This is a genomic window from Methylobacterium frigidaeris (genome assembly GCF_022179185.1).
Taxonomy (GTDB): Bacteria; Pseudomonadota; Alphaproteobacteria; order Rhizobiales; family Beijerinckiaceae; genus Methylobacterium; species Methylobacterium frigidaeris.
Map to the genome: position 1 here is coordinate 130,346 of NZ_BPQJ01000003.1, position 23,680 is coordinate 154,025.

At 69.8% G+C, this 23,680-nt stretch carries 22 protein-coding genes and 1 pseudogene; 13 read left to right on the plus strand and 10 right to left on the minus strand.

What is annotated here, in order from left to right; all coding sequences use genetic code 11:
* Positions 1–87 precede the first annotated feature (87 nt).
* The 3 genes from MFF64_RS04155 to MFF64_RS04165 all read right to left on the minus strand — a co-directional run bounded on the left by MFF64_RS04155 (position 88) and on the right by MFF64_RS04165 (position 4,553).
* Complete coding sequence (locus tag MFF64_RS04155; RefSeq protein WP_238189751.1) at positions 88–1,032, minus strand: alpha-E domain-containing protein; 945 nt, start codon at positions 1,030–1,032, stop codon at positions 88–90.
* 86 nt (positions 1,033–1,118) lie between these two features.
* Positions 1,119–2,558 (minus strand): circularly permuted type 2 ATP-grasp protein, encoded by a 1,440-nt coding sequence (locus MFF64_RS04160; protein WP_099900132.1) that lies wholly within the window; start codon positions 2,556–2,558, stop codon positions 1,119–1,121.
* 189 nt (positions 2,559–2,747) lie between these two features.
* Positions 2,748–4,553 (minus strand): ABC transporter transmembrane domain-containing protein, encoded by a 1,806-nt coding sequence (locus MFF64_RS04165; protein ID WP_099900134.1) that lies wholly within the window; start codon positions 4,551–4,553, stop codon positions 2,748–2,750.
* Positions 4,554–4,766: 213 nt separating this feature from the next.
* On the opposite strand from MFF64_RS04165, the gene rpmE reads away from it, so the two are divergent.
* A complete protein-coding gene (rpmE, locus tag MFF64_RS04170) occupies positions 4,767–5,006 on the plus strand; it encodes a 50S ribosomal protein L31 (RefSeq protein ID WP_238189917.1) in 240 nt (79 codons plus the stop codon).
* Positions 5,007–5,114: 108 nt separating this feature from the next.
* Here the strand turns inward: rpmE and rcdA are convergent, their stop codons facing one another.
* Together rcdA and MFF64_RS04180 are read right to left on the minus strand one after the other, a co-directional pair.
* Complete coding sequence (gene rcdA / locus MFF64_RS04175; RefSeq protein ID WP_238189753.1) at positions 5,115–5,639, minus strand: protease adaptor protein RcdA; 525 nt, start codon at positions 5,637–5,639, stop codon at positions 5,115–5,117.
* 690 nt (positions 5,640–6,329) lie between these two features.
* Positions 6,330–6,521: a DUF1192 domain-containing protein gene (locus MFF64_RS04180; protein WP_099901836.1), complete on the minus strand. Its 192-nt coding sequence runs from the start codon at positions 6,519–6,521 to the stop codon at positions 6,330–6,332.
* Between the two features lie 210 nt (positions 6,522–6,731).
* Here MFF64_RS04180 and rpmH point away from each other — a divergent pair, with 210 nt between their 5' ends.
* The 9 genes from rpmH to pgl all read left to right on the plus strand — a co-directional run bounded on the left by rpmH (position 6,732) and on the right by pgl (position 16,695).
* A complete protein-coding gene (rpmH, locus tag MFF64_RS04185; protein ID WP_010300405.1) occupies positions 6,732–6,866 on the plus strand; it encodes a 50S ribosomal protein L34 in 135 nt (44 codons plus the stop codon).
* Positions 6,867–6,912: 46 nt separating this feature from the next.
* Positions 6,913–7,401: a ribonuclease P protein component gene (locus MFF64_RS04190; RefSeq protein ID WP_238189755.1), complete on the plus strand. Its 489-nt coding sequence runs from the start codon at positions 6,913–6,915 to the stop codon at positions 7,399–7,401.
* 113 nt (positions 7,402–7,514) lie between these two features.
* Positions 7,515–9,347 (plus strand): membrane protein insertase YidC, encoded by a 1,833-nt coding sequence (gene yidC, locus MFF64_RS04195; RefSeq protein WP_099899306.1) that lies wholly within the window; start codon positions 7,515–7,517, stop codon positions 9,345–9,347.
* On the plus strand, positions 9,347–10,015 hold the full coding sequence (gene yihA, locus MFF64_RS04200) for a ribosome biogenesis GTP-binding protein YihA/YsxC (protein ID WP_099899308.1): 669 nt from the start codon (positions 9,347–9,349) through the stop codon (positions 10,013–10,015). Before yidC ends, yihA begins: the two co-directional genes overlap by 1 nt.
* The gene (locus MFF64_RS04205; RefSeq protein WP_425324291.1) at positions 10,012–10,404 is read left to right on the plus strand and encodes a DUF423 domain-containing protein; all 393 of its coding nucleotides are present in this window, start codon (positions 10,012–10,014) and stop codon (positions 10,402–10,404) included. The genes yihA and MFF64_RS04205 overlap by 4 nt, the downstream gene beginning before the upstream one ends.
* A gap of 113 nt (positions 10,405–10,517) precedes the next feature.
* Complete coding sequence (locus tag MFF64_RS04210; RefSeq protein ID WP_099899310.1) at positions 10,518–13,349, plus strand: bifunctional transaldolase/phosoglucose isomerase; 2,832 nt, start codon at positions 10,518–10,520, stop codon at positions 13,347–13,349.
* Between the two features lie 111 nt (positions 13,350–13,460).
* A complete protein-coding gene (gene gnd / locus MFF64_RS04215) occupies positions 13,461–14,435 on the plus strand; it encodes a phosphogluconate dehydrogenase (NAD(+)-dependent, decarboxylating) (protein WP_238189758.1) in 975 nt (324 codons plus the stop codon).
* The gene (gene zwf / locus MFF64_RS04220) at positions 14,432–15,964 is read left to right on the plus strand and encodes a glucose-6-phosphate dehydrogenase (protein WP_099899314.1); all 1,533 of its coding nucleotides are present in this window, start codon (positions 14,432–14,434) and stop codon (positions 15,962–15,964) included. Before gnd ends, zwf begins: the two co-directional genes overlap by 4 nt.
* A gap of 11 nt (positions 15,965–15,975) precedes the next feature.
* Positions 15,976–16,695 carry a 6-phosphogluconolactonase gene (gene pgl, locus MFF64_RS04225; RefSeq protein ID WP_099899316.1) on the plus strand — a complete coding sequence of 240 codons (720 nt, stop codon included), beginning with the start codon at positions 15,976–15,978 and terminating at the stop codon, positions 16,693–16,695.
* A 56-nt stretch (positions 16,696–16,751) separates the two neighbouring features.
* Here pgl and MFF64_RS37790 read toward each other — a convergent pair.
* The 3 genes and pseudogenes from MFF64_RS37790 to MFF64_RS04240 form a co-directional block, all read right to left on the minus strand.
* Positions 16,752–16,978 (minus strand): annotated as a pseudogene (locus MFF64_RS37790) (methyl-accepting chemotaxis protein); the annotation flags it as partial.
* A gap of 249 nt (positions 16,979–17,227) precedes the next feature.
* Positions 17,228–18,313, minus strand: coding sequence for a 2'-deoxycytidine 5'-triphosphate deaminase (locus MFF64_RS04235; protein ID WP_099899318.1), 1,086 nt, complete (start codon positions 18,311–18,313; stop codon positions 17,228–17,230).
* Positions 18,314–18,373: 60 nt separating this feature from the next.
* A complete protein-coding gene (locus MFF64_RS04240; RefSeq protein ID WP_099899320.1) occupies positions 18,374–18,892 on the minus strand; it encodes a hypothetical protein in 519 nt (172 codons plus the stop codon).
* A 132-nt stretch (positions 18,893–19,024) separates the two neighbouring features.
* On the opposite strand from MFF64_RS04240, the gene apaG reads away from it, so the two are divergent.
* The 3 genes from apaG to argE all read left to right on the plus strand — a co-directional run bounded on the left by apaG (position 19,025) and on the right by argE (position 22,309).
* Complete coding sequence (gene apaG / locus MFF64_RS04245; protein ID WP_099899322.1) at positions 19,025–19,417, plus strand: Co2+/Mg2+ efflux facilitator ApaG/CorD; 393 nt, start codon at positions 19,025–19,027, stop codon at positions 19,415–19,417.
* A 457-nt stretch (positions 19,418–19,874) separates the two neighbouring features.
* Positions 19,875–20,672 carry a class I SAM-dependent methyltransferase gene (locus MFF64_RS04250; protein WP_238189760.1) on the plus strand — a complete coding sequence of 266 codons (798 nt, stop codon included), beginning with the start codon at positions 19,875–19,877 and terminating at the stop codon, positions 20,670–20,672.
* Positions 20,673–21,124: 452 nt separating this feature from the next.
* A complete protein-coding gene (argE, locus tag MFF64_RS04255) occupies positions 21,125–22,309 on the plus strand; it encodes an acetylornithine deacetylase (protein ID WP_099905194.1) in 1,185 nt (394 codons plus the stop codon).
* Positions 22,310–22,337: 28 nt separating this feature from the next.
* On the opposite strand, the gene MFF64_RS04260 is transcribed toward argE, so the two are convergent.
* On the minus strand, positions 22,338–22,949 hold the full coding sequence (locus MFF64_RS04260; protein WP_099905196.1) for a LysE family translocator: 612 nt from the start codon (positions 22,947–22,949) through the stop codon (positions 22,338–22,340).
* A gap of 68 nt (positions 22,950–23,017) precedes the next feature.
* Positions 23,018–23,569: a PRC-barrel domain-containing protein gene (locus MFF64_RS04265; RefSeq protein ID WP_099905197.1), complete on the minus strand. Its 552-nt coding sequence runs from the start codon at positions 23,567–23,569 to the stop codon at positions 23,018–23,020.
* Positions 23,570–23,680 lie beyond the last annotated feature (111 nt).

Genomic DNA, 23,680 nt, shown 5'->3' on the forward strand with positions numbered 1-23,680 from the left:
AGGCGGTCATACACCGTCCCGCCGATGGGCGAAACCTTGCGGGTGAAACCCTGCGGGCGCTGTGGACGGACCCCCGAGGAGCGAAGCTCAGCCCAGATACTGCTCGACCACCGCCGCCCCGAGGCGGTTGTTCTCGGCGATGAAGTCCTGGATGAATTCGTGCAGGCCGGAGCTGAAGATCTCGTCCACCGAGAGGTCGTCGAGCTTGGCCAGCATGCCGCGGGCAAGGCGCTGGCTCGGGCCGCGGCGGCCATAGGCGTCGGCGATGCGGTCGAGGTTGCGCACCAGCATCTCGTAGCAATTGGCGAGGGAGCGCGGCATCTCCCGGTTGAGGATCAGCAGGTCGGCCACCAGCCAGGGCTTGATGCTCTCGCGGTAGACCCAGTGATAGGCGGTGAGCGCCGAGACCTCGCGCAGGATCGTGGTCCACTGGAAGTAGTCGAGGCTGCCGCCAACCCGCTCGGTCTCGGGCAGGAGCACGTGGTACTTCACGTCGAGGATGCGGGCGGTGTTGTCGGCGCGCTCGATGGCGATGCCGAGCCGCGTGAACCAGTACGCGTCGTTGCGCAGCATCGTGCGGTAGGCCGAGCCGTCGAAGGCGAGCGACACGCCCTTCACCCAGTCGAGGAAGCGCGCGAATTCCTCCCGGGTCATGTCCCGGCCCTCGAAGCTGCGCAGATGCAGGAAGGCCTCGTTGATCGCCTCCCACATCTCGCTCGTCAGCGCGGTGCGCACGCTGCGGGCGTTCTCCCGGGCGGTCTGCAGGCAGGATCGGATCGAGGACGGGTTGTTGGGGCTGAAGGCCAGGAAGTCGCGGACGGTGTGCTCGTTGACGCTGTCGTAGAGCGGGCGGAACAGCTCGATGTTGCCGGCCGAGGCGAGCGCCGATTCCCACTCGTTGGTGTCGCTGCCGCCGTAATTGGCCGGCAGGGCGGAGAGGCGCAGGGCCGCGTCGAGAATGCGGGCGACGAAGTCGGCGCGCTCGGCGTAGCGCGAGAGCCAGTACAGGTTGTCGGCGGTGCGGGAGAGCATGGCGGGGCTTGAGGCTCACGCTGTGACAGTGCGGGCGGACCAGGCCGGGCGTCCGGCTCGGTCCGGTTCTCGGGGTGGACGGCCGTTCAGCCGTCGAGCACCCAGGTGTCCTTGGTGCCGCCGCCCTGGCTCGAATTGACCACGAGCGAGCCTTCCTTCAGCGCCACCCGGGTCAGGCCGCCCGGCACGATGCGGATGTCGTCGGCGCCCGAGAGCACGAAGGGCCGCAGGTCGACGTGGCGGGGCGCGACGCCGGAGGCGACGAAGGTCGGGCAGGTCGAGAGGGCCAGCGTCGGCTGGGCGATGAAGCCGTCCGGCGCGTGGCGCAGCTTGCGGCCGAACTCCTCGATCTCGCGCTTGGTGGCGTGCGGGCCGACCAGCATGCCGTAGCCGCCCGAGCCATTGACCTCCTTGACCACGAGGTCGCCGAGATTCGACAGCACGTAGTTGAGCGCGTCCTTCTCGCGGCAGCGCCAAGTCGGCACGTTGTGCAGGATCGGCTCCTCGCCTGTGAAGAAGCGCACGATCTCCGGCATGTAGCTGTAGACCGCCTTGTCGTCCGCGATGCCGGTGCCGACGGCGTTGGCGAGCGTGACGCTGCCGCTCTGGTAGGCGCTCATCAGCCCCGGCACCCCCAGCACCGAATCGGGCCGGAACACCAGGGGGTCAAGGAAGTCGTCGTCGATGCGCCGGTAGATCACGTCGACGCGGCGCGGCCCCTCCGTGGTCCGCATGTAGACCACGTCGTCCTTGGTGAAGAGGTCGGACGCCTCGACGAGGTCGACGCCGAGCTTGTCGGCCAGGAACGAGTGCTCGTAGAAGGCCGAGTTGAAGCGGCCGGGCGTCAGCAGCACCACGCTCGGGTCGCGGGCGGCGCTCATCGGCGCCAGGCTGCGCAAGGTCGCGAGCAACGCGTCCGGATAGGCCTCGACCGGGGAGACCCGGTGCTTGGAGAACAGTTCGGGGAAGAGCCGCAGCATCACCTCGCGGTTCTCCAGCATGTAGGAGACCCCGGACGGCGTGCGGGCATTGTCCTCCAGCACGAAGAACTGGTCCTCGCCGGTGCGCACGATGTCGATGCCGGCGATGTGGACGTACTTGCCGTGCGGCACCTCGAAGTCCCGCATCTCCAGCCGGTAATGCGGGTTGCGGTAGACGAGGTCGCCCGGAATGATCCCGGCCTTGATGCATTCCTGCGGGCCGTAGACGTCAGCCAGGAACATGTTGAGCGCGGTGACGCGCTGCTTGAGGCCGCGCTCGAGGAAACCCCATTCGGGCTTGGTCAGCACCCGGGGGATGATGTCGAACGGGATCAGCCGCTCGGTCGATTCGTTGTCGCCATAGACCGCGAAGGTGATCCCGATCCGGCGGAAGAACAATTCGGCCTGGCTGCGCCGCGTGTCGAAATGCTCGGGCGGAGTACTGTCGAGCCAGGCCTTGAGCGCCGCGTACGCCTCGCGCACGGCGGCCGGGCTCAGTCCGCTCTCCTGAGTTCCCGTCATCTCATCGAACGCGCTGAGCGGCATGGGCGTCCCTCTGTTTGCCCCGAAGCTAGACGCAAGACGGGGGCCAAGGCAAAGGAAATGCGTCCTGCGCACGGCGCTGCCCCCAACTCCTCGCGCAAGGTCAGGCGGCATGGTGCGGGACGCGCCGCGTTCGGCACGAACTTGCTCAAATTTTCGGCACAGGGGCCGACGGCGTGAGGAGTCGGGGTCTCACACTTCTGCCCCCTGCCGCTCTGCCGCCAGGTCCACCCCGGCGCCGAACTGCAACGCCGCCAGCTGCGCGTAGAGACCGCTGCGGGCCAGCAGCGCGTCGTGGCTGCCCTGCTCGGCGATGCGGCCGTCCTCCAGCACCAGGATGCGGTCGGCGGCCCGGATCGTGGCGAGGCGGTGGGCGATGACGAGGGTGGTGCGGCCCTTCATCAGCACGTCGAGGGCCGCCTGCACTGCCCGCTCGCTCTCGGCGTCGAGGGCGGAGGTCGCCTCGTCGAGGAGCAGGATCGGAGCATCCTTGAGGATCGCCCGCGCGATGGCGATGCGCTGGCGCTGGCCGCCCGACAGGGTGACGCCGCGCTCGCCGACTAAGGTGGCGTAGCCCTGCGGCAGGGCGCGGATGAAGCCGTCGGCGTAGGCCTGGGCCGCCGCGCGCTCCACCTCGGCCTCGCTGGCCTCCGGCCGGCCGTAGCGGATATTGTCGAGGATGCTGCCGCTGAACACGGTCGGATCCTGCGGGACCAGGGCCATGCGGGCGCGCAGCGCTTCGGGCTCGACCGCGTCGACCGGCACGCCGTCGACCCTGACCTCGCCGGATTCAGGATCGTAGAAGCGCAGCAGCAGCTGCAGCACTGTGCTCTTGCCGGCGCCCGAGGGCCCGACGAGGGCCACGCGCTCGCCCGGCGCCACCGTGAAGCTGAGATCGTGCAGGGCGGCATGGTCGGGCCGGGTCGGATAATGGAAGCGCACCCGCTCGAAGGCGATCTCGCCCCGGGGCGGTTGCGGCAGGGCGCGGGGCCGGTCCGGCGCGCCGATCGCCGGCACGGTGTCGAGGATCTCGCCCAAGCGCTCGGCGGCGCCGGCGGCGAGCGTCAACTCGCCGTAGACCTCCGAGAGCTGGCCGAGCGCGCTGGCCCCGAACACCGCGTAGAGCACGAATTGCGACAATTGCCCGGCCGAGATCGTGCCGGCCGCGACCCCTTGCGCGCCGTACCACAGGACGCCGACGACGCTGGCCGAGATCAGGAAGATCGCTACGCCGGTGAGCAGCGCCCGCGCCCGGGCCGAGCTGCGGGAGGCCAGGAACGCCTCCTCGGAGGCGGCGGCGAAGCGGGCGGCGGTGGCCGGGGCCATGCCGAAGGCCTGCATGGTGCGCACCGCCCCCACCGCCTCGGTGGCGAAGGCCGAGGCATCGGCGAGCCGGTCCTGCGCGGCACGGGAGCGCCGCCGCACCCCGCGGCCCGACAGGATCAGCGGGAAGACGATGAGCGGGATCGCGGCGAGCACCAGAACCGAGAGCCTGGGGCTAGTCCAGACCATCATGCCGACCGCGCCGGCGAACAGGAACAGGTTGCGCAGGAGGATCGAGAGCGAGACGCCGAAGACGGACTTCACCTGCCCGGCGTCGGCCGTGAGGCGCGAGACCAGCTCGCCGCTGCGCGCCCGGTCGAAGAAGGCGGGGTCGAGGGTCGTGAGGCGGGAGAAGACTGCGGCGCGCAGGTCCGCCACCACCCGCTCGCCCAGCGTCACCACGCAGTAGTACCGGGCGGCGCTCGCCAGGGCCAGAACCGCCACCACCCCGATCAGGGCGCCGAAATAGGCGTCGATCATCCCGACCTCGCCGTGGGCGAAACCGAGATCGACCACCCGGCGCACCGCCACGGGCACCGTCAGGGTCGCGCCCGAGGCCGCGATCAGCGCCACGATCGCGGCGGCGATCCGGCCCTTGTAGCGCGCCGCGAAGGGGAAGAGGGGCTTCAATGCCCCCAATGAGGCGCGGGGACGGGCGGTGTCGGAACGTGCCATCTGAACTGTCGTGCTGTCCGGGGTACGGCGCTTGTTTGGCGCACGGAGGTGAGGTATAGGCCGCCGCTCATCCGATTACGCGCGATCAATGGCCGCGGCCCGAGGCGGAGCGTTCGGCGCGGGTCGCACTCTTAGGAATTCGTCATGGCAAAGCAAGCAGCCCCCGCCGCCAAGCAGGCGGTCCCCGCCGGCAAGTCGGTCGCGACCCCCAAGGTGGCCCGCACCGCGACCGAGCACCCGGACTACCACTACATCAAGGTGGTGCTGACCGACGGCAGCTCGTTCACGACCCGCTCGACCTACGGCAAGGAGGGCGACACCCTCAACCTCGATATCGACCCGAGCACGCACCCGGCCTGGACCGGCGGCGAGCAGAAGCTGATGGACCGTGGCGGCCGCCTGTCCCGCTTCAACTCGCGCTTCGCCGGCATCTCGTTCGGCGGCAAGAAGTAAGCGGCACGATCTCGAAGCCTCGCGCGAAAAAAGCCCCGGCCGTGAGGCCGGGGCTTTTTTCGTGCCGGGGTATCGGGCGGAGGAGGGCGCGCCCTCCCCGCCTCGTCGTCAGCCGAACGCCACGCGCAGCATGTCGTGCTGCGCGAAGACCGGGCTCACCCGCGGCTCGGGGGTCGGGCGGTCGTCGGAGATCAGGCGGTCGAGGTGGAGGATGCGCGCGTGCAGCCGCTTCGACTGGGCAATCAGGGCCTGAAGCGACAGCGGCAGCTCGGCGACCAGGACCGGGGCGCTCTCGTTCGGCTCGGCGGTCGAGAGCCGCACCCGGGTCTTCTCCTCGGCGGCCTCGCTCAGGCTCAGCTCGCCCTCGGACACGGCGCGCTGCACGAGGAGCCAGGACGCGATCTGCATCAGCCGGGTGGTGAGCCGCATGCTCTCGCTGGCATAGGTCAGGGCTGCGTGACGGGCGAGCAGGCGCGATTCGTCGCGTCCGGGACCGTCGAGATAGGCCGCGGTCTCCTCCACGAGGGTCATGCCCTCGCGAAACAGCATCTTGAAGCTCTCGGAGGCCACGAAAGTCTCGCCGAACCGCACGGTGGGCTGCTCGTCCCGAAACATCACGTCCATCACGCCCATGATCCCTCCTGTGCCACCGCGACGCCGGTCCCGCCTCGATGCGGGACATTCACGGTGCGCTCGGGCTGTCTGGCGCAACGATAGCGCCACTCGGCGGGCCGCGCGCCGTCAACGAATGGTTAACCTTAACGTCAACGCCGATGGGGGACGGACGATCCCGGGGAAAGCGGGAAAAACGCGGGAACCGGTGCCGGGAGAGGCGAAAAAAAGAAAGCCGCCCCACGGGGGCGGCTGAAAGAGTCGTACAGGGAGGCATCAAACAGAGTGGACAGAGACCACTCGACATCCAGAAAGCTGGACTGCGTTGGTTATCACCCGGAAGGCTTAAAAAATGGTTAACGCGAATGGTGAGGGATGGCGGAAGCGTTGGCGGCGCAAGCGGGTGGCGGGGTGATGGCGTGCTGGTCGTGGCGCGCGCAGGGATCCATTTGAAGCAGGCAGATGACGCTTGCAGCCCCTCCGCGTCCCTCCCGTGCGGGCTGGCTGAGAAATTCAGATTGACGCGGGATCCCCTCCCCCGGGGTTAGGGGGGCCGGATAGATCATCGAGCGTTACGCAGCGCCACCCCCACCTCCATCTCCTGCCCGCGAGCTCGACCCATCACGGGCGAGCCCGGGATGGGCGGGATCGGCGGGGGAGGAGAGGCGCACTCTCCTGAAACGGGACGCCCTGCCCCCAACCCGTCCCACTTCAGAACTTGAACGCCGCCCGGGCCGCCTCCTGCGAGGCCTGCTTGCGCCGCTTGTCCTCCTCGAGCCGGGCGATCTCTCGGCGCAGGATCTCGATCCGCTCGTCGAGGTCGGAGACGGACAGGGCGGCGAGGTCCTGCCCGATCTGATGGGCGGCCTGCGGCGGCTTCCGGCTCTCGGCGTCGTCGAACATCGGCGTCTCCCTCGCGCGTTCGCGGGTGCCCTCCACGGCCCCGGGTGCGATCCTTAACGCGATTGACTCGCGGGGACCATTCCGCCATACACCGGCGCGACGTGACCGCGCCCCATTCGGGCGCGGTTCGCTTTCGCCAAGACATTCTGGACCACGAGGGCCTCGGCAGCGCGACGCGTGCGGCCGGCCCCGGCCTTCGGAGAACGAGCCGTGAAGAGAACCTATCAACCGTCGAAGCTCGTGCGCAAGCGCCGCCACGGCTTCCGTGCCCGCATGGCCACCGTCGGCGGCCGCAAGGTGATCGCGGCCCGCCGCGCCCGCGGCCGCAAGCGCCTGTCGGCGTAAGGCGCCTCGCGGTGCCCGAGAGCGCCGCGTTGATCGGAGCGCCGCGATGACCGGTGCTTCGCCGCCGATCGGCCGGATCACCCGGCGCCCGGACTATCTGGCGGCGGCCAAGGGCCGCCGTTTTCATACCGAGCGCCTGACGGCACAGGGCCGCCTGCGGGACGATGGACCGCCGGGCGGTCTGCGCGTGGGCTTCACGGTGACGAAGCGCGAGGGCCATGCCACCGAGCGCAACCGCATCCGCCGACGGCTCAAGGTCGCGGCGCAGATCGCGGCGGTGCAGGCCGGGCCGGCGCAGCGGGACAAGGCGGCCGACGTGGTGCTGATCGGCCGGCGCGACGCCCTGGCGGCGCCCTTCGCGCAGCTGGTCGAGGATGTCCGCCAGGCCCTCGGGGTGGTGACGAAGCCGCGGGCGCCGAAACCTCCTGCGGAAGGCGGGCAGCCCGCCCGCCATGCGGGACGGGGCAGGCGCGGTCCGGGCGGACCGGGGAAGGCCGCGGGATCGGGGCCGAAACTCCCGGAACGGAATTCGTGAGGCGATCCCGGGCAGCCGGAATCGCCTCGTCGTGTTGGTCGTGAGGGCCGGATCGCGCGGGCTGCCAGGTCCGCTCCCGGCCCCCCTCTTTTGGCGGCAGGCGTCGCGGGTCCATGGGTAACGACAAGACGAACATGATCATCGCCGTCGTGCTGTCGCTGGCGGTGCTGCTCGGCTGGAACTACTTCGTCAGCGCGCCGCAGGTCGAGCGCCAGCGCCAGGAGCAGGCGGCCCGGCAGGCGCAGGCGGCGAAGGACGGTCCGGCGGCGAGCCCCCGCGAGGGCGGCCCCGCGGCGCCGCTGCCCGGCACCCTGCCGGGCGCGCCGGCCGGCAGCCCGGCGCTCGCGGCGAGCCGCGCCGAGGCGCTGGCCCGCTCGCCCCGGGTGCGCATCGACACCCCGGCACTCGCCGGCTCGGTGGCGCTCAAGGGCGGCCGCATCGACGACGTGCTCTTGAAGAACTACCACGAGACCGTCGACAACAGCTCGCCGCGCATCGAGCTGCTCTCGCCGACCGGCTCGGCCAACCCGTACTACGCCGAGTTCGGCTGGGTCGGCCAGGGCGCCGGCCCGCTGCCGACCGGCGACACGCTCTGGACCGCCGAGGGCGACGCGCTCACGCCGCAGAAGCCCCTGGTGCTGACCTGGGACAACGGCGCCGGCCTCACCTTCCGCCGCACCATCTCGGTCGACGACAAGTTCATGTTCACGGTCGCCGATGCGGTCGAGAACAAGGGCGGCAACGCCGTCACCCTCTACCCGTACGGCCTCGTCTCGCGCTGGGGCAAGCCGCACACGCAAGGCTACTACGTGCTGCACGAGGGCCTGATCGGCGTGCTCGGCGACCAGGGCCTGCAGGAATTCACCTACGACAAGCTCGCCAAGGAGAACCCCCTCGGCGCGCCCGGCACCCGGGGCCATTCCTGGACCGGCGTGACCGGCGGCTTCCTCGGCATCACCGACAAGTACTGGGCCGCCACCACCATCCCGGACCAGAAGACCCCCTATACCGGCTCGTTCACCGAGCGGGACGAGGGCGCCACCAAGGTCTACCAGGCGAGCAGCCTCGGCGAGGCCCGCGCGCTCGCGCCCGGCGCCACCGTCACGTCGGAGCAGCACCTCTTCGCCGGCGCCAAGGAGGTCGGGACCATCGACGGCTACGAGAAGTCGCTCGGCATCAAGCGCTTCGACCTGCTGATCGACTGGGGCTGGTTCTACTTCATCACCAAGCCGATGTTCAAGGCGCTGGACTTCTTCTACCGGCTGCTCGGCAACTTCGGCGTCTCGATCCTGGTCGTCACCTTCATCCTGAAGCTGTTCTTCCTGCCGATCGCCAACCGCTCCTACGTCTCGATGGCCAAGATGAAGGCCGTGCAGCCCGAGATGACCGCCATCCGCGAGCGCTACGCCGACGACAAGGTGAAGCAGCAGCAGGCGATGATGGAGCTGTACAAGAAGGAGAAGATCAACCCGGTCGCCGGCTGCTGGCCGGTGCTGGTGCAGATCCCGGTCTTCTTCGCGCTCTACAAGGTGCTGTTCGTCACCATCGAGATGCGGCACGCGCCGTTCTTCGGCTGGATCCGCGACCTGGCGGCCCCGGACCCGACCTCGCTGTTCAACCTGTTCGGCCTCCTGCCGTTCACGCCCCCGGATATCCTCCACCTCGGCATCTGGCCGCTCATCATGGGCGTGACGATGTTCGTGCAGATGAAGATGAATCCCACGCCCCCGGACCCGGTCCAGGCGCAGGTCTTCACCTTCATGCCGATCATCTTCACCTTCATGCTCGGCTCGTTCCCAGCCGGCCTGGTGATCTACTGGGCCTGGAACAACACCCTGTCGGTGATCCAGCAATACGTGATCATGCGGCGCAACGGGGTGAAGGTGGAACTCTGGGACAACCTGCGCTCGACATTCTCGCGCACGCCAAAGGCTGCGAAGAGCTGATGCAGGGCAGCGCCAAATCCGAGGCCGAGAAGGCGGCCGCCCTGCGCGAAGCGGGGCGGCTGCTCTTCGCGGGCTCCGCCGACTTCTTCCACGCCGCCGACAAGCTCGCGATCCTGCCACCGATGCGGGGTCACGAGATCGCCTTCGCTGGCCGCTCCAATGTCGGCAAGTCGAGCCTGATCAACGCGCTCACCGGTCGCAACGCCCTGGCGCGCACCTCGCACACGCCGGGGCGGACCCAGCAGCTCAACTTCTTCGACATAGGCGGCGGCAAGCTCGTTCTCGTCGATATGCCGGGCTACGGCTACGCCGCAGTCGAGAAGGCCAAGGTCGCGGCCTGGACCGAGCTGATCCACGATTACCTGCGCGGCCGGGCCAACCTCGCCCGTGTCTACGTGCTGATCGACTCGCGCCACGGCATCAAGCCGAACGACGCCGAGGTGCTGGACGGCCTCGACAAGGCAGCCGTCTCCTACCAGATCGTGCTCACCAAGGCGGACGCGCTCAAGAAGGGCGAGATCGACGCGAGGCTCAGTGCCACTGCCGCGGCGATCGCCCGGCGGCCGGCCGCCTACCCGGAGATCATCCTGACCTCGAGCCGGACCGACGATGGCGTCGCGGATCTCCGCGCCAGCATCGCCCGACTGCTCGCCGAGCGCGGCGAATGATGCAGTCCGCCGACAGGATCCCCGCCGCCGACCGGGCCTTGATCGCGCTGGCCGGCCTCGCCGGGGCGCTCGGCGTGGTGCTGTCGGCGGCGGCCGCCCACATCGCGGGGGCGACGAGCCTCGCGACGGCCGCGCAGTTCCTCCTCTTCCACGCCCCTGCCCTCCTGAGCCTCGCCCTGCTCGCGGGCAGCGGGCGGGCGCATCCGGTCCCGGCGCGGATCGCCGGCTTCGCCCTCGCGCTCGGCCTCGCGCTGTTCTCCGGCGACCTCTCGGTCCGGGCGCTCCTGCAGGTGCCGCTATTCCCGATGGCCGCGCCGAGCGGCGGGATGATCCTGATCCTCGGCTGGGTGCTGGTCGCCGTCGCGGCGTTCTGGCCGGCGAAGCGCTGACACGCGGCCCCACGCGTCCTTTCTCGGCGAACTGCCAAGCTTCTCCCGGCCCGCCCCCCTGGACAGAACCCACCTGCGGTCCACATCTGCGACAACCACGCGGAGACCCAGGCATGAACCCGCTCAAGAAGCTGCACGCCGAACAGGACCAAGCCGTCTGGCTCGATTTCGTGGCCCGGGGGTTCGTCCAGGAGGGCGGGCTCAAGCGCCTGGTCGACGAGGATGGCTTGCGCGGCGTCACCTCGAACCCGGCGATCTTCGAGAAGGCGATCGGCCACTCCGACGAGTACGACGACGCCCTCAGGGCGGCCGGCGACGAACGGGTGATCGACCTCTACGAGGGATTGGCCATCGCCGATATCCAGGCCGCGGCGGATGTGCTGCGCCCGGTCTACGACGCGAGCGGGGGCCAGGACGGCTTCGTCAGCCTGGAGGTGTCGCCCTATCTGGCGCTGAACACCGGCGAGACGCTGGCCGAGGCCCGCCGGCTGCACAAGGCAGTGGCCCGCGACAACCTGATGGTGAAGGTGCCGGCCACTCCGGAGGGCATCCCAGCGATCCGCGACCTCACGGCGGACGGCATCAACATCAACGTCACGCTGCTCTTCGCGCAAGGCGCCTACGAGCAGGTGGCGAAAGCCTACATCGAGGGCCTGGAACAATTCGCGGCGAGCGGCGGCGACATCGGTCGGATTGCCAGCGTCGCGAGCTTCTTCATCAGCCGCATCGACGCGGCGGTGGACAAGCTGCTGGACGAGAAGATCGCCGCCGCCAACGACCCGGACGAGAAGGCGGCGCTCGAAGGCCTCAAGGGCAAGGTCGCGATCGCCAACGCCAAGCTCGCCTATCAGCGCTACAAGCGCCTGTTCGCGGGCGATCGCTGGCAGAAGCTGGCGGACAAGGGCGCCCATCCGCAGCGACTGCTCTGGGCCTCCACCGGCGTCAAGAACAAGGCCTATTCCGACGTGCTCTACGTCGAAGAGCTGATCGGCCCCAACACCGTCAACACCATCCCGCCGGCGACGATGGACGCGTTCCGCGACCACGGCACGGTGCGGGCGAGCCTGGAAGAGGGCGTGGACGAGGCCGAGCGCGTGCTCGCTCACCTCGCCAGGACCGGGATCGACCTCGACGCGGTGGCACGCCAGCTCGTCGAGGAGGGCGTGCAGCTCTTCGTCGACGCCGCCGACAAGGTGCTGGGCGCCGTCGCGGGCAAGCGCCAGAAATTCCTGGGAGAAGGCCTCGACCGGCAGGCTTTGGCGCTCGGCAGCCTCGACGAGCCGCTGAGGAAGGCCATCGAGACCTGGCGCAAGGACGGTCTGGTGCGCCGCCTGTGGCAGCGCGACGCGACGGTGTGGAGCGGCGCCGACGAGGCGAAGTGGCTCGGCTGGCTCACCATCGTGGAGGACGAGGCATCGAAGGCCGCCGATTACGCGGCGTTCGGGACGGAAGTGAAGCAGGAGGGCTTCACCGACGCGGTGGTGCTCGGCATGGGCGGCTCCAGCCTCGGGCCGGAGGTGCTGGCCGAGACCTTCGGGCCGCAAGCGGGCTTCCCGCGCCTGCGCATCCTCGATTCGACCGATCCGGACGAAGTCCGGGCGGTCGAGGCCGCCGTGAATCTCGAGCGCACCCTGTTCATCGTCGCCTCGAAGTCGGGCTCCACCCTCGAGCCCAACGTCTTCCGCGATTACTTCCTCGGCCGGATGCGCGACGTGGTCGGCCGCGACAAGGCCGGCCGCCATTTCGTCGCCGTGACCGATCCGGGCTCGGCGATGGAGAAGGCCGCGAAGGAGGACGGCTTCCGGCGGATCTTCTACGGCGTGCCCCAGATCGGCGGGCGGTACTCGGTGCTCTCGGCCTTCGGCCTGGTGCCCGCCGCGGCCATGGGCCTCGACGTCGCGGCCTTCCTGGAGAGTGCCCGCACCATGGTGCGCTCCTGCGGTTCCGACGTGCCGCCGGACCTGAATCCGGGCGTGCAGCTCGGCCTCGCGATGGGGACCGCCGCGGTCGAGCAGGGCCGCGACAAGGTCACGCTCATCGCCTCGCCCGGCATCGACACCTTCGGGGCCTGGGCCGAGCAGCTGATCGCCGAGTCGACCGGCAAGGAGGGCAAGGGGCTCATCCCGATCGACAACGAGCCGCTCGCCGCCCCCGCCGCCTACGGCAAGGACCGGTTCTTCGTCTACCTGCGCCTCGACGAAGGCGCCGACGCGGACCAGGACGCGGCCGTCAAGGCGATCGAGGAGGCCGGGCACCCGGTGGTGCGGATCGCGCTGGCCTCGAAGGCGAGCCTGCCGCAGGAATTCTTCCGCTTCGAGATCGCCACGGCTGTGGCGGGCGCGGTGCTCGGCATCAACCCGTTCGACCAGCCCGATGTCGAGGCGAGCAAGATCAAGACCCGCGAGCTGTTCTCGGCCGCCGAGACGAACGGCGCGCTGCCGGGCGAGACGCCGGTGGCGGAGGATGACGGGCTTGCCCTCTACACCGACGCGGCCAATGCCGAGTCCTTGCGCAACGCGGGTGCCGGCGCGGACCCGGAGAGCTGGATCAAGGCGCAGGTCGGGCGCGTCGGCGCGGGCGACTACATCGCGCTCCTGGCCTACGTCACCCGCAACCCCGAGCATCTGAAGCCGCTCCAGGAGGCCCGGGTGGCGCTCCGTGCGGCCAAGCACGTCGCGACCTGCGCCGAGTTCGGGCCGCGCTTCCTCCACTCGACCGGCCAGGCCTACAAGGGCGGACCGGACAGCGGCGTCTTCCTGCAGATCACCTCGGAAGCCCCCGACCTCGCCATCCCCGGCCGCAGCCTCGGCTTCGCCACGGTGATCGCCGCGCAGGCGCGGGGCGATTTCGGCGTGCTCTCCGAGCGCGGCCGCCGGGCGCTGCGCGTCCACATCAAGGGTGACGTGGCCAAGGGGCTCGACCGGCTGAAGTCAGCGCTTAGTTAGGACGGACACCCGGTCCCCCTCTCCCCTGCGGAAGAGGGGGACCGGGCTGGAGATATCGGGCCCCACGCCCACGGGTCGCCGGCCCCGGCCTCGCCGGCGAGGAGTGACGCGATGCAACTCGGCATGGTCGGTCTCGGTCGGATGGGCGGCAACATCGTCCGGCGGCTCCTGCGCAACGGCCATACGGCCGTGGTGTTCGACCAGGATCCAAAGGCCGTGGCGGCCCTGGTGCAGGAGGGCGCGGTCGGCGCCGACAGCCTCGAGGACTTCGTCGCGAAGCTCGATGTGCCCCGGACGGCCTGGGTGATGCTGCCGGCGGGCGACCCGACCGAAGTCACCGTCATGAAGATCGCCGGGCTGATGCAGCCGGACGACGTGATCATCGACGGCGGCAACTCGTTCTACAAGGACGACATCCGCCGCGCGGCCGTGCTCAATGAGAAGGGTCTGCACTACGTCGATGTCGGCACCTCCGGCGGCGTCTGGGGGCTCGACCGCGGCTACTGCATGATGATCGGCGGCCACAAGGAGGCGGTCGACCGGCTCGATCCGATCTTCTCGACCCTGGCGCCGGGCCTCGGCGAGGTGCCGCGGACCCCGGGCCGCGACGGCCGCGACCCGCGCGCCGAGCACGGCTACATCCACGCCGGCCCAAGCGGCGCCGGCCATTTCGTCAAGATGATCCATAACGGCATCGAGTACGGCCTGATGCAGGCCTATGCCGAGGGCTTCGACATCCTCAAGCACGCCAATTCGTCGGAGTTGCCGGAGGCGCAGCGCTTCGACCTCAACATCGGCGACATCGCGGAAGTCTGGCGCCGGGGCAGCGTGGTTTCGTCCTGGCTCCTCGACCTCACCGCCACGGCGCTCGCCAGCGACGAGAACCTCGACGCCTTCTCGGGCCACGTCGCCGATTCGGGCGAGGGGCGTTGGACGCTGAACGCCGCGATCGAGGAGGCGGTGCCGGCCCATGTGCTCTCCGCCGCTCTCTACGCCCGGTTCCGCTCGCGCCAGAGCGCGACCTACGCCGACAAGCTGCTCTCGGCGATGCGCAAGGGCTTCGGTGGCCACCAGGAGCCGAAATGACGAGTTCCATGGCCGAGGGGGCCGCGCCCCCGCCCGCCTGCACCCTGGTGATCTTCGGGGCGACCGGCGACCTCACCCACCGGCTGCTGATGCCGGCGCTCTACAATCTCGGCCGCTGGGGCCTGTTGCCGAAGGACTTTTCCGTCATCGGCGTCAGCCGCTCGGAGATGTCGTCGGACGAGTTCCGCTCCGAGCTGAGCGAGACCGTGCGCGGCTTCATCACCGCCAAGGGCGGCGAGGCCGGCGGCGGGGCATTCGACGAGGGCGTGTGGAACGCGCTCGTCGAACGGGTGCATTACCGGTCGGGCGACCTGTCCGAGGCCGCTTCCTTCGAGGAGCTGAAGGGCGCGATCGCGGAGATCTCGGGCCGGGAGGACGGCGGCAACGTGCTGTTCTACCTCGCGGTCGCCGCCAGCCTGTTCGGGCCGACGATCGCGAAGCTCGGCGAGGCCGGCCTGACCGAGGAGGGCGAGGATCGCTGGCGCCGGGTCATCATCGAGAAGCCGTTCGGCCACGACCTGCCCTCGGCGGAGACGCTCGACGCCGACATCCTGAAGGTCTTGTCCGAGGATCAGATCTTCCGCATCGACCACTTCCTCGGCAAGGAGACGGTGCAGAACATCATGGCGTTCCGGTTCGGCAACGGCCTGTTCGAGCCGCTGTGGAACCGCGACCACATCGACCACGTCCAGATCACCGTGGCGGAGACGGTCGGCGTCGAGGGCCGGGGGAAGTTCTACGAGGCTACCGGCGCGTTGCGCGACATGGTGCCGAACCACCTGTTCCAGCTCTACACGCTGGTGGCGATGGAGCCGCCGATCTCGTTCGAGGCCGAGGCCGTGCGCGACAAGAAGGAGGAGGTGCTGCTCGCCACCCCGTCCGCGCGCCCCGAAGATGCCGTGCGGGGGCGCTACACGGCGGGAGAGGTCCAGGGCAAGGCGGTGACGGATTACCGCGAAGAGCCCGACGTCGCAGCCGACAGCGGCACCGAGACCTTCGTCGCCCTGAAGCTCGGCATCGACAACTGGCGCTGGGCCGGGGTGCCGTTCTATCTCCGCACCGGCAAGGCGATGACCCGGCGCGACACCGAGATCGCGATCCGCTTCAAGCAGGCGCCGCTCTCGCTGTTCAAGGGCACCAACGTGCGCGAGGAGGTGCCGAACTGGCTGGTGCTGCAACTCCAGCCCGACGAGGGCATTTCGCTGCAATTCGGCGCCAAGGTCCCGGGCCCGGCGGTGCGCCTCGGCAGCGTCGACATGCGGTTCTGCTACAAGGACTACTTCAAGACCGAGCCCAGCACCGGCTACGAGACCCTGATCTACGACGCGATGATCGGCGACCCGACGCTGTTCCAGCGCGCCGACATGATCGAGGCGGGGTGGCGCATCGTGCAGCCGGTCCTCGACGCCGCCGAGAAGCGCGAGCTTCAGACCATCCCCTACGAGGCCGGCAGCGCTGGACCGAAAGAAGCGGACGAGCTGTTGACTCGCGACGGGCGCGCATGGCGCTCGCTGGAGCATCAGCCATGAGCGCAGTAGCCATGAGCGCAGTCCCCGCAGGCCATCAGGTGCTGCCCGATGCAGACGCCGTCGCCCGGGCGGCGGCCGAGAGGCTGGTCGCGGTTGCGTCCGCGAGGCAGGGGCGGCTCGGGATCTGCCTGTCGGGCGGCTCGACCCCGAAGCTCCTCTACCGGCTGCTCGCCGGGCCGGAGTTTCGCGAGGCCCTGCCGTGGGAACGCCTGCACTGGTTCTTCGGCGACGAGCGCATCGGCGACGGGCCGGAGGCCGGCAGCAACCGGCGCCTGGCGGAAGAGGCATTCGGGGATCTCGTACCAGGAGGCCATCTGCATCCGATCCCGACCGACCGCACACCGCAGGCCTGCGCCGAGGCCTACGCGGCCGAGCTCGTGTCCTGGTACGGCGCCGACCAGCTCGACCCGGCCCGGCCGCTCTTCGACCTCGTGCTCCTCGGCCTCGGCGAGGACGGACACACCGCCTCGCTGTTCCCGGGCAAGCCCGAGGCGCAGGAGACGGAGGCGTGGGTGGTGGCGGTGCCGGAGGCCGGCCTCGCCCCCTTCGTGCCGCGGGTGAGCCTGACCCTGCCGGCACTGGAAGCGACTCCGCTCGCCCTGTTCCTGGCGACGGGGGCGGGCAAGCGCGCTCCCCTCGCTCGCCTCGCCGCCGGCGAGGACCTGCCGGCGGGCCGGGTGCGGGCCCGGGGCGAGACGGTGTGGCTCCTGGACGCCGGTGCGGCGGGGTAGGCGCCGCGAGCCCCTTCCCTCTCAGGCGGTCCGGGCCGAGCGGTCTGGGCAGAGACTTGGCCGGTGACGCCCTGGACTTGCGCGATCGGCTTCGCGATCCGGTCGGGCGCCCGGGAGGTCTGGCTGGCGGGCTCCGTCATCCCCGCCCCGCCGTCATCACCGCGGAGCCGCGCCCGGCCTCGCCGGCCCGGGCGGCCGCGATCGTGGCGTCGAGCGCCAGCAGGTTGATCTGCCCGGCGATGGTCGAGATCAGGCCGACCACGTCGCCGATGCGGGCGGCGGCCTGAATATGGGCCGGATTGAGCGAGATCAGTGCGGGGCCGACAATCCAGGCCCGGCCACGCACCAGGCAGGAAACCGCAATCGTTGTCCCCGTGGGACGGAATTACCGGCGCGCCAGGCCTCCGAACGCGAGCGGCCTCGGCCGTCGCTACGGCACGTGACATCGCGCGACCCGAGGACCGGTGCGGCCGCCCGGTATCTGTGGCGTTTCGATCCGGACGAGACCTGTCCGGATCGAACGGCGATTCCGTCAGACGAAATGCTTCGAGAGCTTCAGCCCCTGCGCCTGGTAGTTCGAGCCGGCGGCGCTGCCGTAGAGGGCCGTCGGCCGCTGGGCCATGCGCTCGTAGACGAGGCGGCCGACGATCTGGCCGTCCTCCAGCATGAACGGCACGTCGCGGGAGCGCACCTCCAGAACCGCGCGGGCGCCGGTGCCGCCGGCCTCGGCATGGCCGAAGCCGGGATCGAAGAAGCCGGCATAGTGGACGCGGAACTCGCCCACCAGGGGATCGAACGGCACCATCTCGGCGGCGAAGTCCGGCGGCACCTGCACCGACTCCTTCGAGGCGAGGATGTAGAACTGGCCGGGGTCGAGGATCAGGGTGCCGGAGCCGTCGGCCCGCAGGGGCTCCCAGAATTCCGAGGCCGGGTAGGACCGCGGCCGGTCGACGTCGACGAGGCCGGTATGGCGCTTGGCGCGGTAGCCGATCAGGCCGTCGAAGCCGGAGAGGTCGACCGAGACCGCGACGCCGCCCTGGAACGACGGGTCGGCGGCGTCGACCAGCGGCGTCGTCGCGTGCAGGCGCGCCAGGGCGATATCGTCGAGCCGCACCGCGCCGCGGCGGAAGCGCAGCTGCGACAAGCGCGATCCGGTGCGCACCAGCACCGGAAAGGTGCGCGGCGAGATCTCGGCGAAGAGCGGTCCGGCATAGCCGGCCTCGACCATGTCGAATTCCCGCGCCTGGTCGGTGATCACCCGGGTGAACACGTCGATGCGTCCGGTCGAGCTTTTCGGGTTGGCGCTGGCGGCGAGGTCCGGTGGCAGGGCCAGACCCTCCTGCAACTCGGCGATGTAGACGCAGCCGGTTTCGAGCACGGCGCCCTGGCGCAGGTCGATCTCGTGCAGCTTGAGCTTGTCGAGGCAGGCGGCGACGTCGCGGGTGCGTCCCGGCAGGAAGCTCGCCCGCACCCGCCAGGCCCGGGCGCCGAGGCGCAGGTCGAGGCTCGCCGGCTGGATCTGGTCGTCCGCGAAGGCGGCGGCGGGCCGGATCACACCGGCGGCGGCGAGCGCCGCGATGGCCTCCGCCGATTGAATCCCGTCCTCGAGCTTCACCATGACCTGTCCATCCTCGGTGGGCTAGTGTCCTAGGCCAGGGTTTCGACGAGGTGAAGAGGATCAGGCCTCGTCGCGGATGCCCCTGACGACGGCGAGGGCGAGGCTCGCCCGCGCGATCGCCCCCATGGCGGTGAGGCCGGCGAGCGCGCTGGCGATCAGCGGCAGCCGGTCCGGCCACAGGATCAGGGCGGCGAAGGCCAAGGCTGCGACGATGTCCGCAGCCCGTCCGCCGGCGAGAATCAGCGAGTGCAGGTCCGGGCCGGGAAGCGTGGCTCCGGTCCGGGCAGCGGCGAGAGCCGTCAGCCGCGCCACCGCGATCTCGAGGAGGAGCGCCGCGGCGAACGCCGCTGCCGGCCCGCCGGGCGCCCGCCAAGCCAGCGCGAGGGCCAAGGCGACGCGGATCCAAGGTCCTCCCGATCCTCCCAGCGCTCCCTCCCCGGTCGCGTCCCGCCGTATCGCGAGCAGCGCCAGCCCGCACCAGAGGGCGAGCAGGACGAGGGCGGCCACGTCGGCGTGGAGCGCCAGCGCCGCGGCGGCGGCGAGCCCCGCGACGGCTGTGGACGAGCGTAGAAGCCTCATGGCGGGGATGGATGCGCCTCGTGCAGGATTACCGACCGTGATCGCCGGTGATTGACGATCCGGGAGGCCGGACGTACCACGACCCCCGTCGGCCGTCGCGCTTGCCCGCGGTCCGCCAGCGGAGGTTCCCTGATGTACAAGGCCGAGACCCGCGGCATCAGCGTGTCCGTGCAGCCGCGCTTCGTCGAGGAGGAATCCTCGCCCGATAGCGGCCGCTACTTCTTCGCCTATACGGTGGAGATCACCAACAACGGTGACGAGCAGGTGCAGTTGCGCTCCCGCCACTGGCGCATCGTCGACGGCCGTGGCGAGATGCAGGAGGTGCGCGGCGCCGGCGTGGTCGGCAAGCAGCCGGTGCTCGGGCCCGGCGAGTCGTTCAGTTACACCAGCGGCTGCCCCCTCACGACGCCGGACGGCACGATGGAGGGCACCTACACCATGGCGACGTCGGACGGCCGCAGCTTCGAGGCGGCGATCCCCGCCTTCTCGCTCGACTCGCCTCATGTCCGCCGGGTGATGCACTAGACGTCAATTCGATCGCGCCACGATCGGCTCGGTGCGAGTGCCCCCGGTCAGGTGGGCGAAAGATCGCATGGGGCCAGGGAAGCGAAGCTGTCCGGCTGCATGGGCAGTCGATTGCGCGCTGAACCCTCGGGATCAAACATCCCGCCCTGCCGCGTTCTGCCGGCGGTGCCGCAGGCCACCGGACGGCGCTTCTGCCGACGATCGTACCATCGGCAGCCTTTTTCCCGGTTGCCAGAGGGGCGCGCCTATCGGTAGCGTCCGTTCGTAGCCGAACGGAGCATGTTCGAGGCTTCCTGTCGATCGATCTGGAGCGCCATAACAATGCATGTCGGATGCGTCGGTCTGTGTGTGTCTCATACGAATCGAGCCCGCACTCCGTCCGCATAGATGGCAATATTGTTGGGGTTGTGTTCGGCTATCGACTGGCGAGCTTATCCTAGAATGGGCGGGCAGGGCGATGAAATTTCTCGATAATATATTTAATAAGCCGAAATTAAAAAATGAACAGGCGACTGTTATTCCTATCGTCCGGAGAAATCCAGGTCCTAATGACCCCTTCTTCGATCGGATTTTTCCGGACAATTTCTGGTCATCGATGGATCGAAGCCGCTTCATCACTCATGAGCACAGCATGCTCGCAGATGAGCCAGTTTTTGAATGGTTGATCAAGACTGTACGTCCAGAAACCATCGTTGAGCTTGGCTCCTGGCAAGGTCACTCGGCCAACCACATGGCCGACATCTGCAAAGCGGAGGGCCTCGATTCGCGCATCGTCTGCGTCGATACGTTCCTGGGCGGCCCGGAACACTGGGTGCTGGGCGACACGATCGAGACGATGCGTCGGCGCAACGGCATGCCGACGATCCTCGAAGCGTTTCTGGGCAACACGGTCGCCCGCGGCAACGAGGGGCGCATCTTTCCCTTTACCGTCGACACGGCGACCGGCTGGCAGGTGATGCGCGATCTCGGCTTCAAGGCCGACCTGATCTATGTGGATGCCGGTCATGCCTATCACCAGGTGGTGGATGAGGTTCACGGCTATCTGCCCCGCCTGAACGAGGGTGGCGTGATGTTCGGCGACGATTACTACTTCGAGCCCGTGGCCCGTGCCGCCCAAGACATGGCGAAGCACTACGGGTTCAGCCTGGGCGTGCTGCAGCGCCGGAAATGGGTCTTCATGACCGATCGACTGATGCAGAACCCAGCGCCTGAGGAACTCGGCTTCGAAATCCGGACAGAGCCCTATCCGGACTGATGCCGGGTCCCGCTGTGTGGCGGTTGACGACGGGCCCCGCATGGTGGGACACGCCACGGGGCGGGTCTCCGCGGCGGCGCCGCAACGACCGGGCATCCGTCGAGCCGTCCGAATCCGTCGACCGAGCCTGAGAGCGGCGTCCGTGCGCCATGGTGTCGGCCCGACCACCGTGAAGAGGTCGCGCTCGCGCCGGACCCGCACGGATGCTCAGATGGAGAAGGAGCCTCGCTCCGGCGTGCAGAGCCCGGACAGGCGGTCATGGTCGCCATCCGGCGTGACAGTCTGCTGCCGCTCGGCGACGGCCTCTACGCGCTTCGGGCCGCTCCTTCGCATCGTCTCGCCGACCGTACCCGTGCTCAGGCGTCTGGGGGTGCCTGCATCCGATCGGCTGTCGAGGACCAGGAGCTTGGGCTATGACACGGCCTCCCTCCCGCGTGAGACAGCCCGCCCCGATGACCAAGACCGGCCCCCGCCTGACCCCGCTCGAACTCCTCGCCCGGCTGGTCTCCTTCGACACCGAGAGCCAGAAGTCGAACCTGCCGCTGATTCGGTGGGTGGGAGAGTACCTCGACGCCTGGGGCGTGCCTTACGTCCTCGCCCCCAACGAGACCGGCGACAAGGCGGCGCTCTTCGCCACGATCGGGCCGATGCGGGACGGCGGCGTGGTGCTCTCCGGCCATACCGACGTGGTGCCGGTGGCCGGCCAGTCCTGGACCAGCGATCCCTACACGCTGCGCGTTGCCGACGGCCGCGCCTATGGCCGCGGTGCCGTCGACATGAAGGGCTTCGACGCGCTCTGCCTCGCCCTGGTGCCGGAGATGCTGGCGGCCGACCTCAGGACGCCGATCCACATCCTGCTCTCCTACGACGAGGAGTTGACCTGCCTCGGCGTCGCCGACGTGATCGCACGATTCGGGCGCGACCTGCCGCGGCCGGGCGCGGTGATCGTCGGCGAACCGACCGACCTCGACGTCGCCGACGCCCACAAGAGCATCTACACCTACCGCACCACTGTCCACGGCCACGAAGCGCATTCCTCCAAGCCCGCGCTCGGCGCCAACGCCGTGATGGCGGCGGCCGAGCTGGTGGCAGGGCTGAACCGCATCGCCGACCAGATGGCGGCGCGGGGCGACGCCAGCGGGCGGTTCGATCCGGGCTACACCACGGTCCATGTCGGGGTGATCGGCGGCGGCACCGCCCGCAACATCCTGCCGAAGGCCTGCGAGTTCCAGTGGGAGTTCCGCGGTCTGCCGGACCTGCCGCCCGACGAGATCCCGGATCTGTTCGCCGCGGAGGTCGAGCGGGTGACCCGCGAGCGGCTCAACCGGTTCGGCGCCTATGGCCATATCGCGACCGAGGAGGACGCGGCTGTGCCGGGGCTGGCGCCGGAGCCCGGCTCCCCCGCCGAACGCCTCGCGCTGCGCCTCGCCGGCCGCAACCACACCATCACGGTGCCCTACGCCACCGAGGCCGGCCGCTTCCAGCTCGCCGGCCTGCCGACGGTGGTGTGCGGCCCGGGCTCGATCGATCAGGCGCACCAGCCGGACGAGTACATCACGCTCGCGGCCCTGGAGGCGGGGGAGGTTTTCCTGCGGCAACTGGTGCGGGATTGTGCGGCGGGGTGGAGCCCGGCGTGACGGCTCGATCACCCGCTTCTTGATCGCCTCACGGTTTTCTCGCCAGCGCCAGACCCACCCCCGCCCCGAGGAGCAGCCCGCCGGTCACTCGGTTGCGCCAGCGCCCGCGCGCCAGCACGACCCGCGCCCGGCCCGCGAGCAGCGCCCAGACCACGTCGCCCGCGATCGCCAGCACCAGGAAGGTCGCGGCCAGCAGCATGAGCTGCCCGAACGGCGCGGCATCGCGGCTGACGAACTGAGGCAGGAAGGCACCGAAGAACAGGAGCGTCTTCGGGTTGGTCAGCGCCACCAGGAAGCCGCGCAGGGCGATCGCCCGGACCGCCCGAGGCTCGGGCGCCGTCTGCGCAAGGTCGGTCGCCGGGGCCCGCCAGGCACGGACGGCGAGCCAGGCGAGGTAGGCGACGCCGAGCCAGCGCAGCACCTCGAACCACGTCGCCATCACGGCCAGCATCGCCGAGAGACCGGCGACCGTGAGGGCGAGCTGCACGGTGAGGGCCGCCCCCACGGCCGCCACGGTGACGAGGCCGTAGCGGCTGCCATGGGCGACGCTGTTGGCCACGATCAGCGCAACGTTCGGGCCCGGGATCAGGATCAGCACGAGCGTCGCGGCGACGAAGCCGAGATAGAGGTCGAGGGGCATGGCGGGGCTTCCGGTCGTGAACCGGACGGCACCGTGCCACGCACGACGCCGCCCCGCCAGGCTCGGGCCTACTGCTGCGCCGGCTGGGTCGCGGTGGTGCCGGTGGCGGCGGGAACGTCCGACTTCTGGGTGTCGGTCTTCTGGGAATCGGTCTTGGCCGTCTCCGCCTTGGCCGCCTCCGCCTTGGCCGGCTGCTGGCCGAGATAGACGTATTCCGGCGCGGCGCGGAGCTGGTCCTTGTCGGTGTTGATCACCGCCTTCAGGGTCTTGTCGTCGACGCGGGTGACCTGCAGCGCCTCACGCGCCACCGAGACGTACTTGGTGCCGAGACCGAGGAAGCCGCCGACGCCGACGACGTAAGATTTCACGGCCAGATCAGGCCCGAGCACGATGTCGGCGATCGAGCCGATCGTCTCGTTGGCCCCGTTCTGGATGCTCTGGCCGATCAGCTTCGTGGCGACGAGGTCGCTCGGCTCCTGGGCGACGAAGGTCGGCCGCAGGTTGTCGCTGAGAGTGGCGGGGGCGCCCGGCACGGGCTTGGGACCGCCTGCATCCTGCGCCAGGCTGGCGCCGGCGCCGGCGACGAGGAGGAACGCGGCGGCGAGGAGGGGGCGGGACATCGATGGCTCCGACTTCGTGCGCCCGACACGCTCGGGCGCATGATGAGTCGGTTGCGGTGCGAAAGGTTCCCTCGCGCACCCGCATTCCCGGAGCTGGGCCTGCATCCAGGC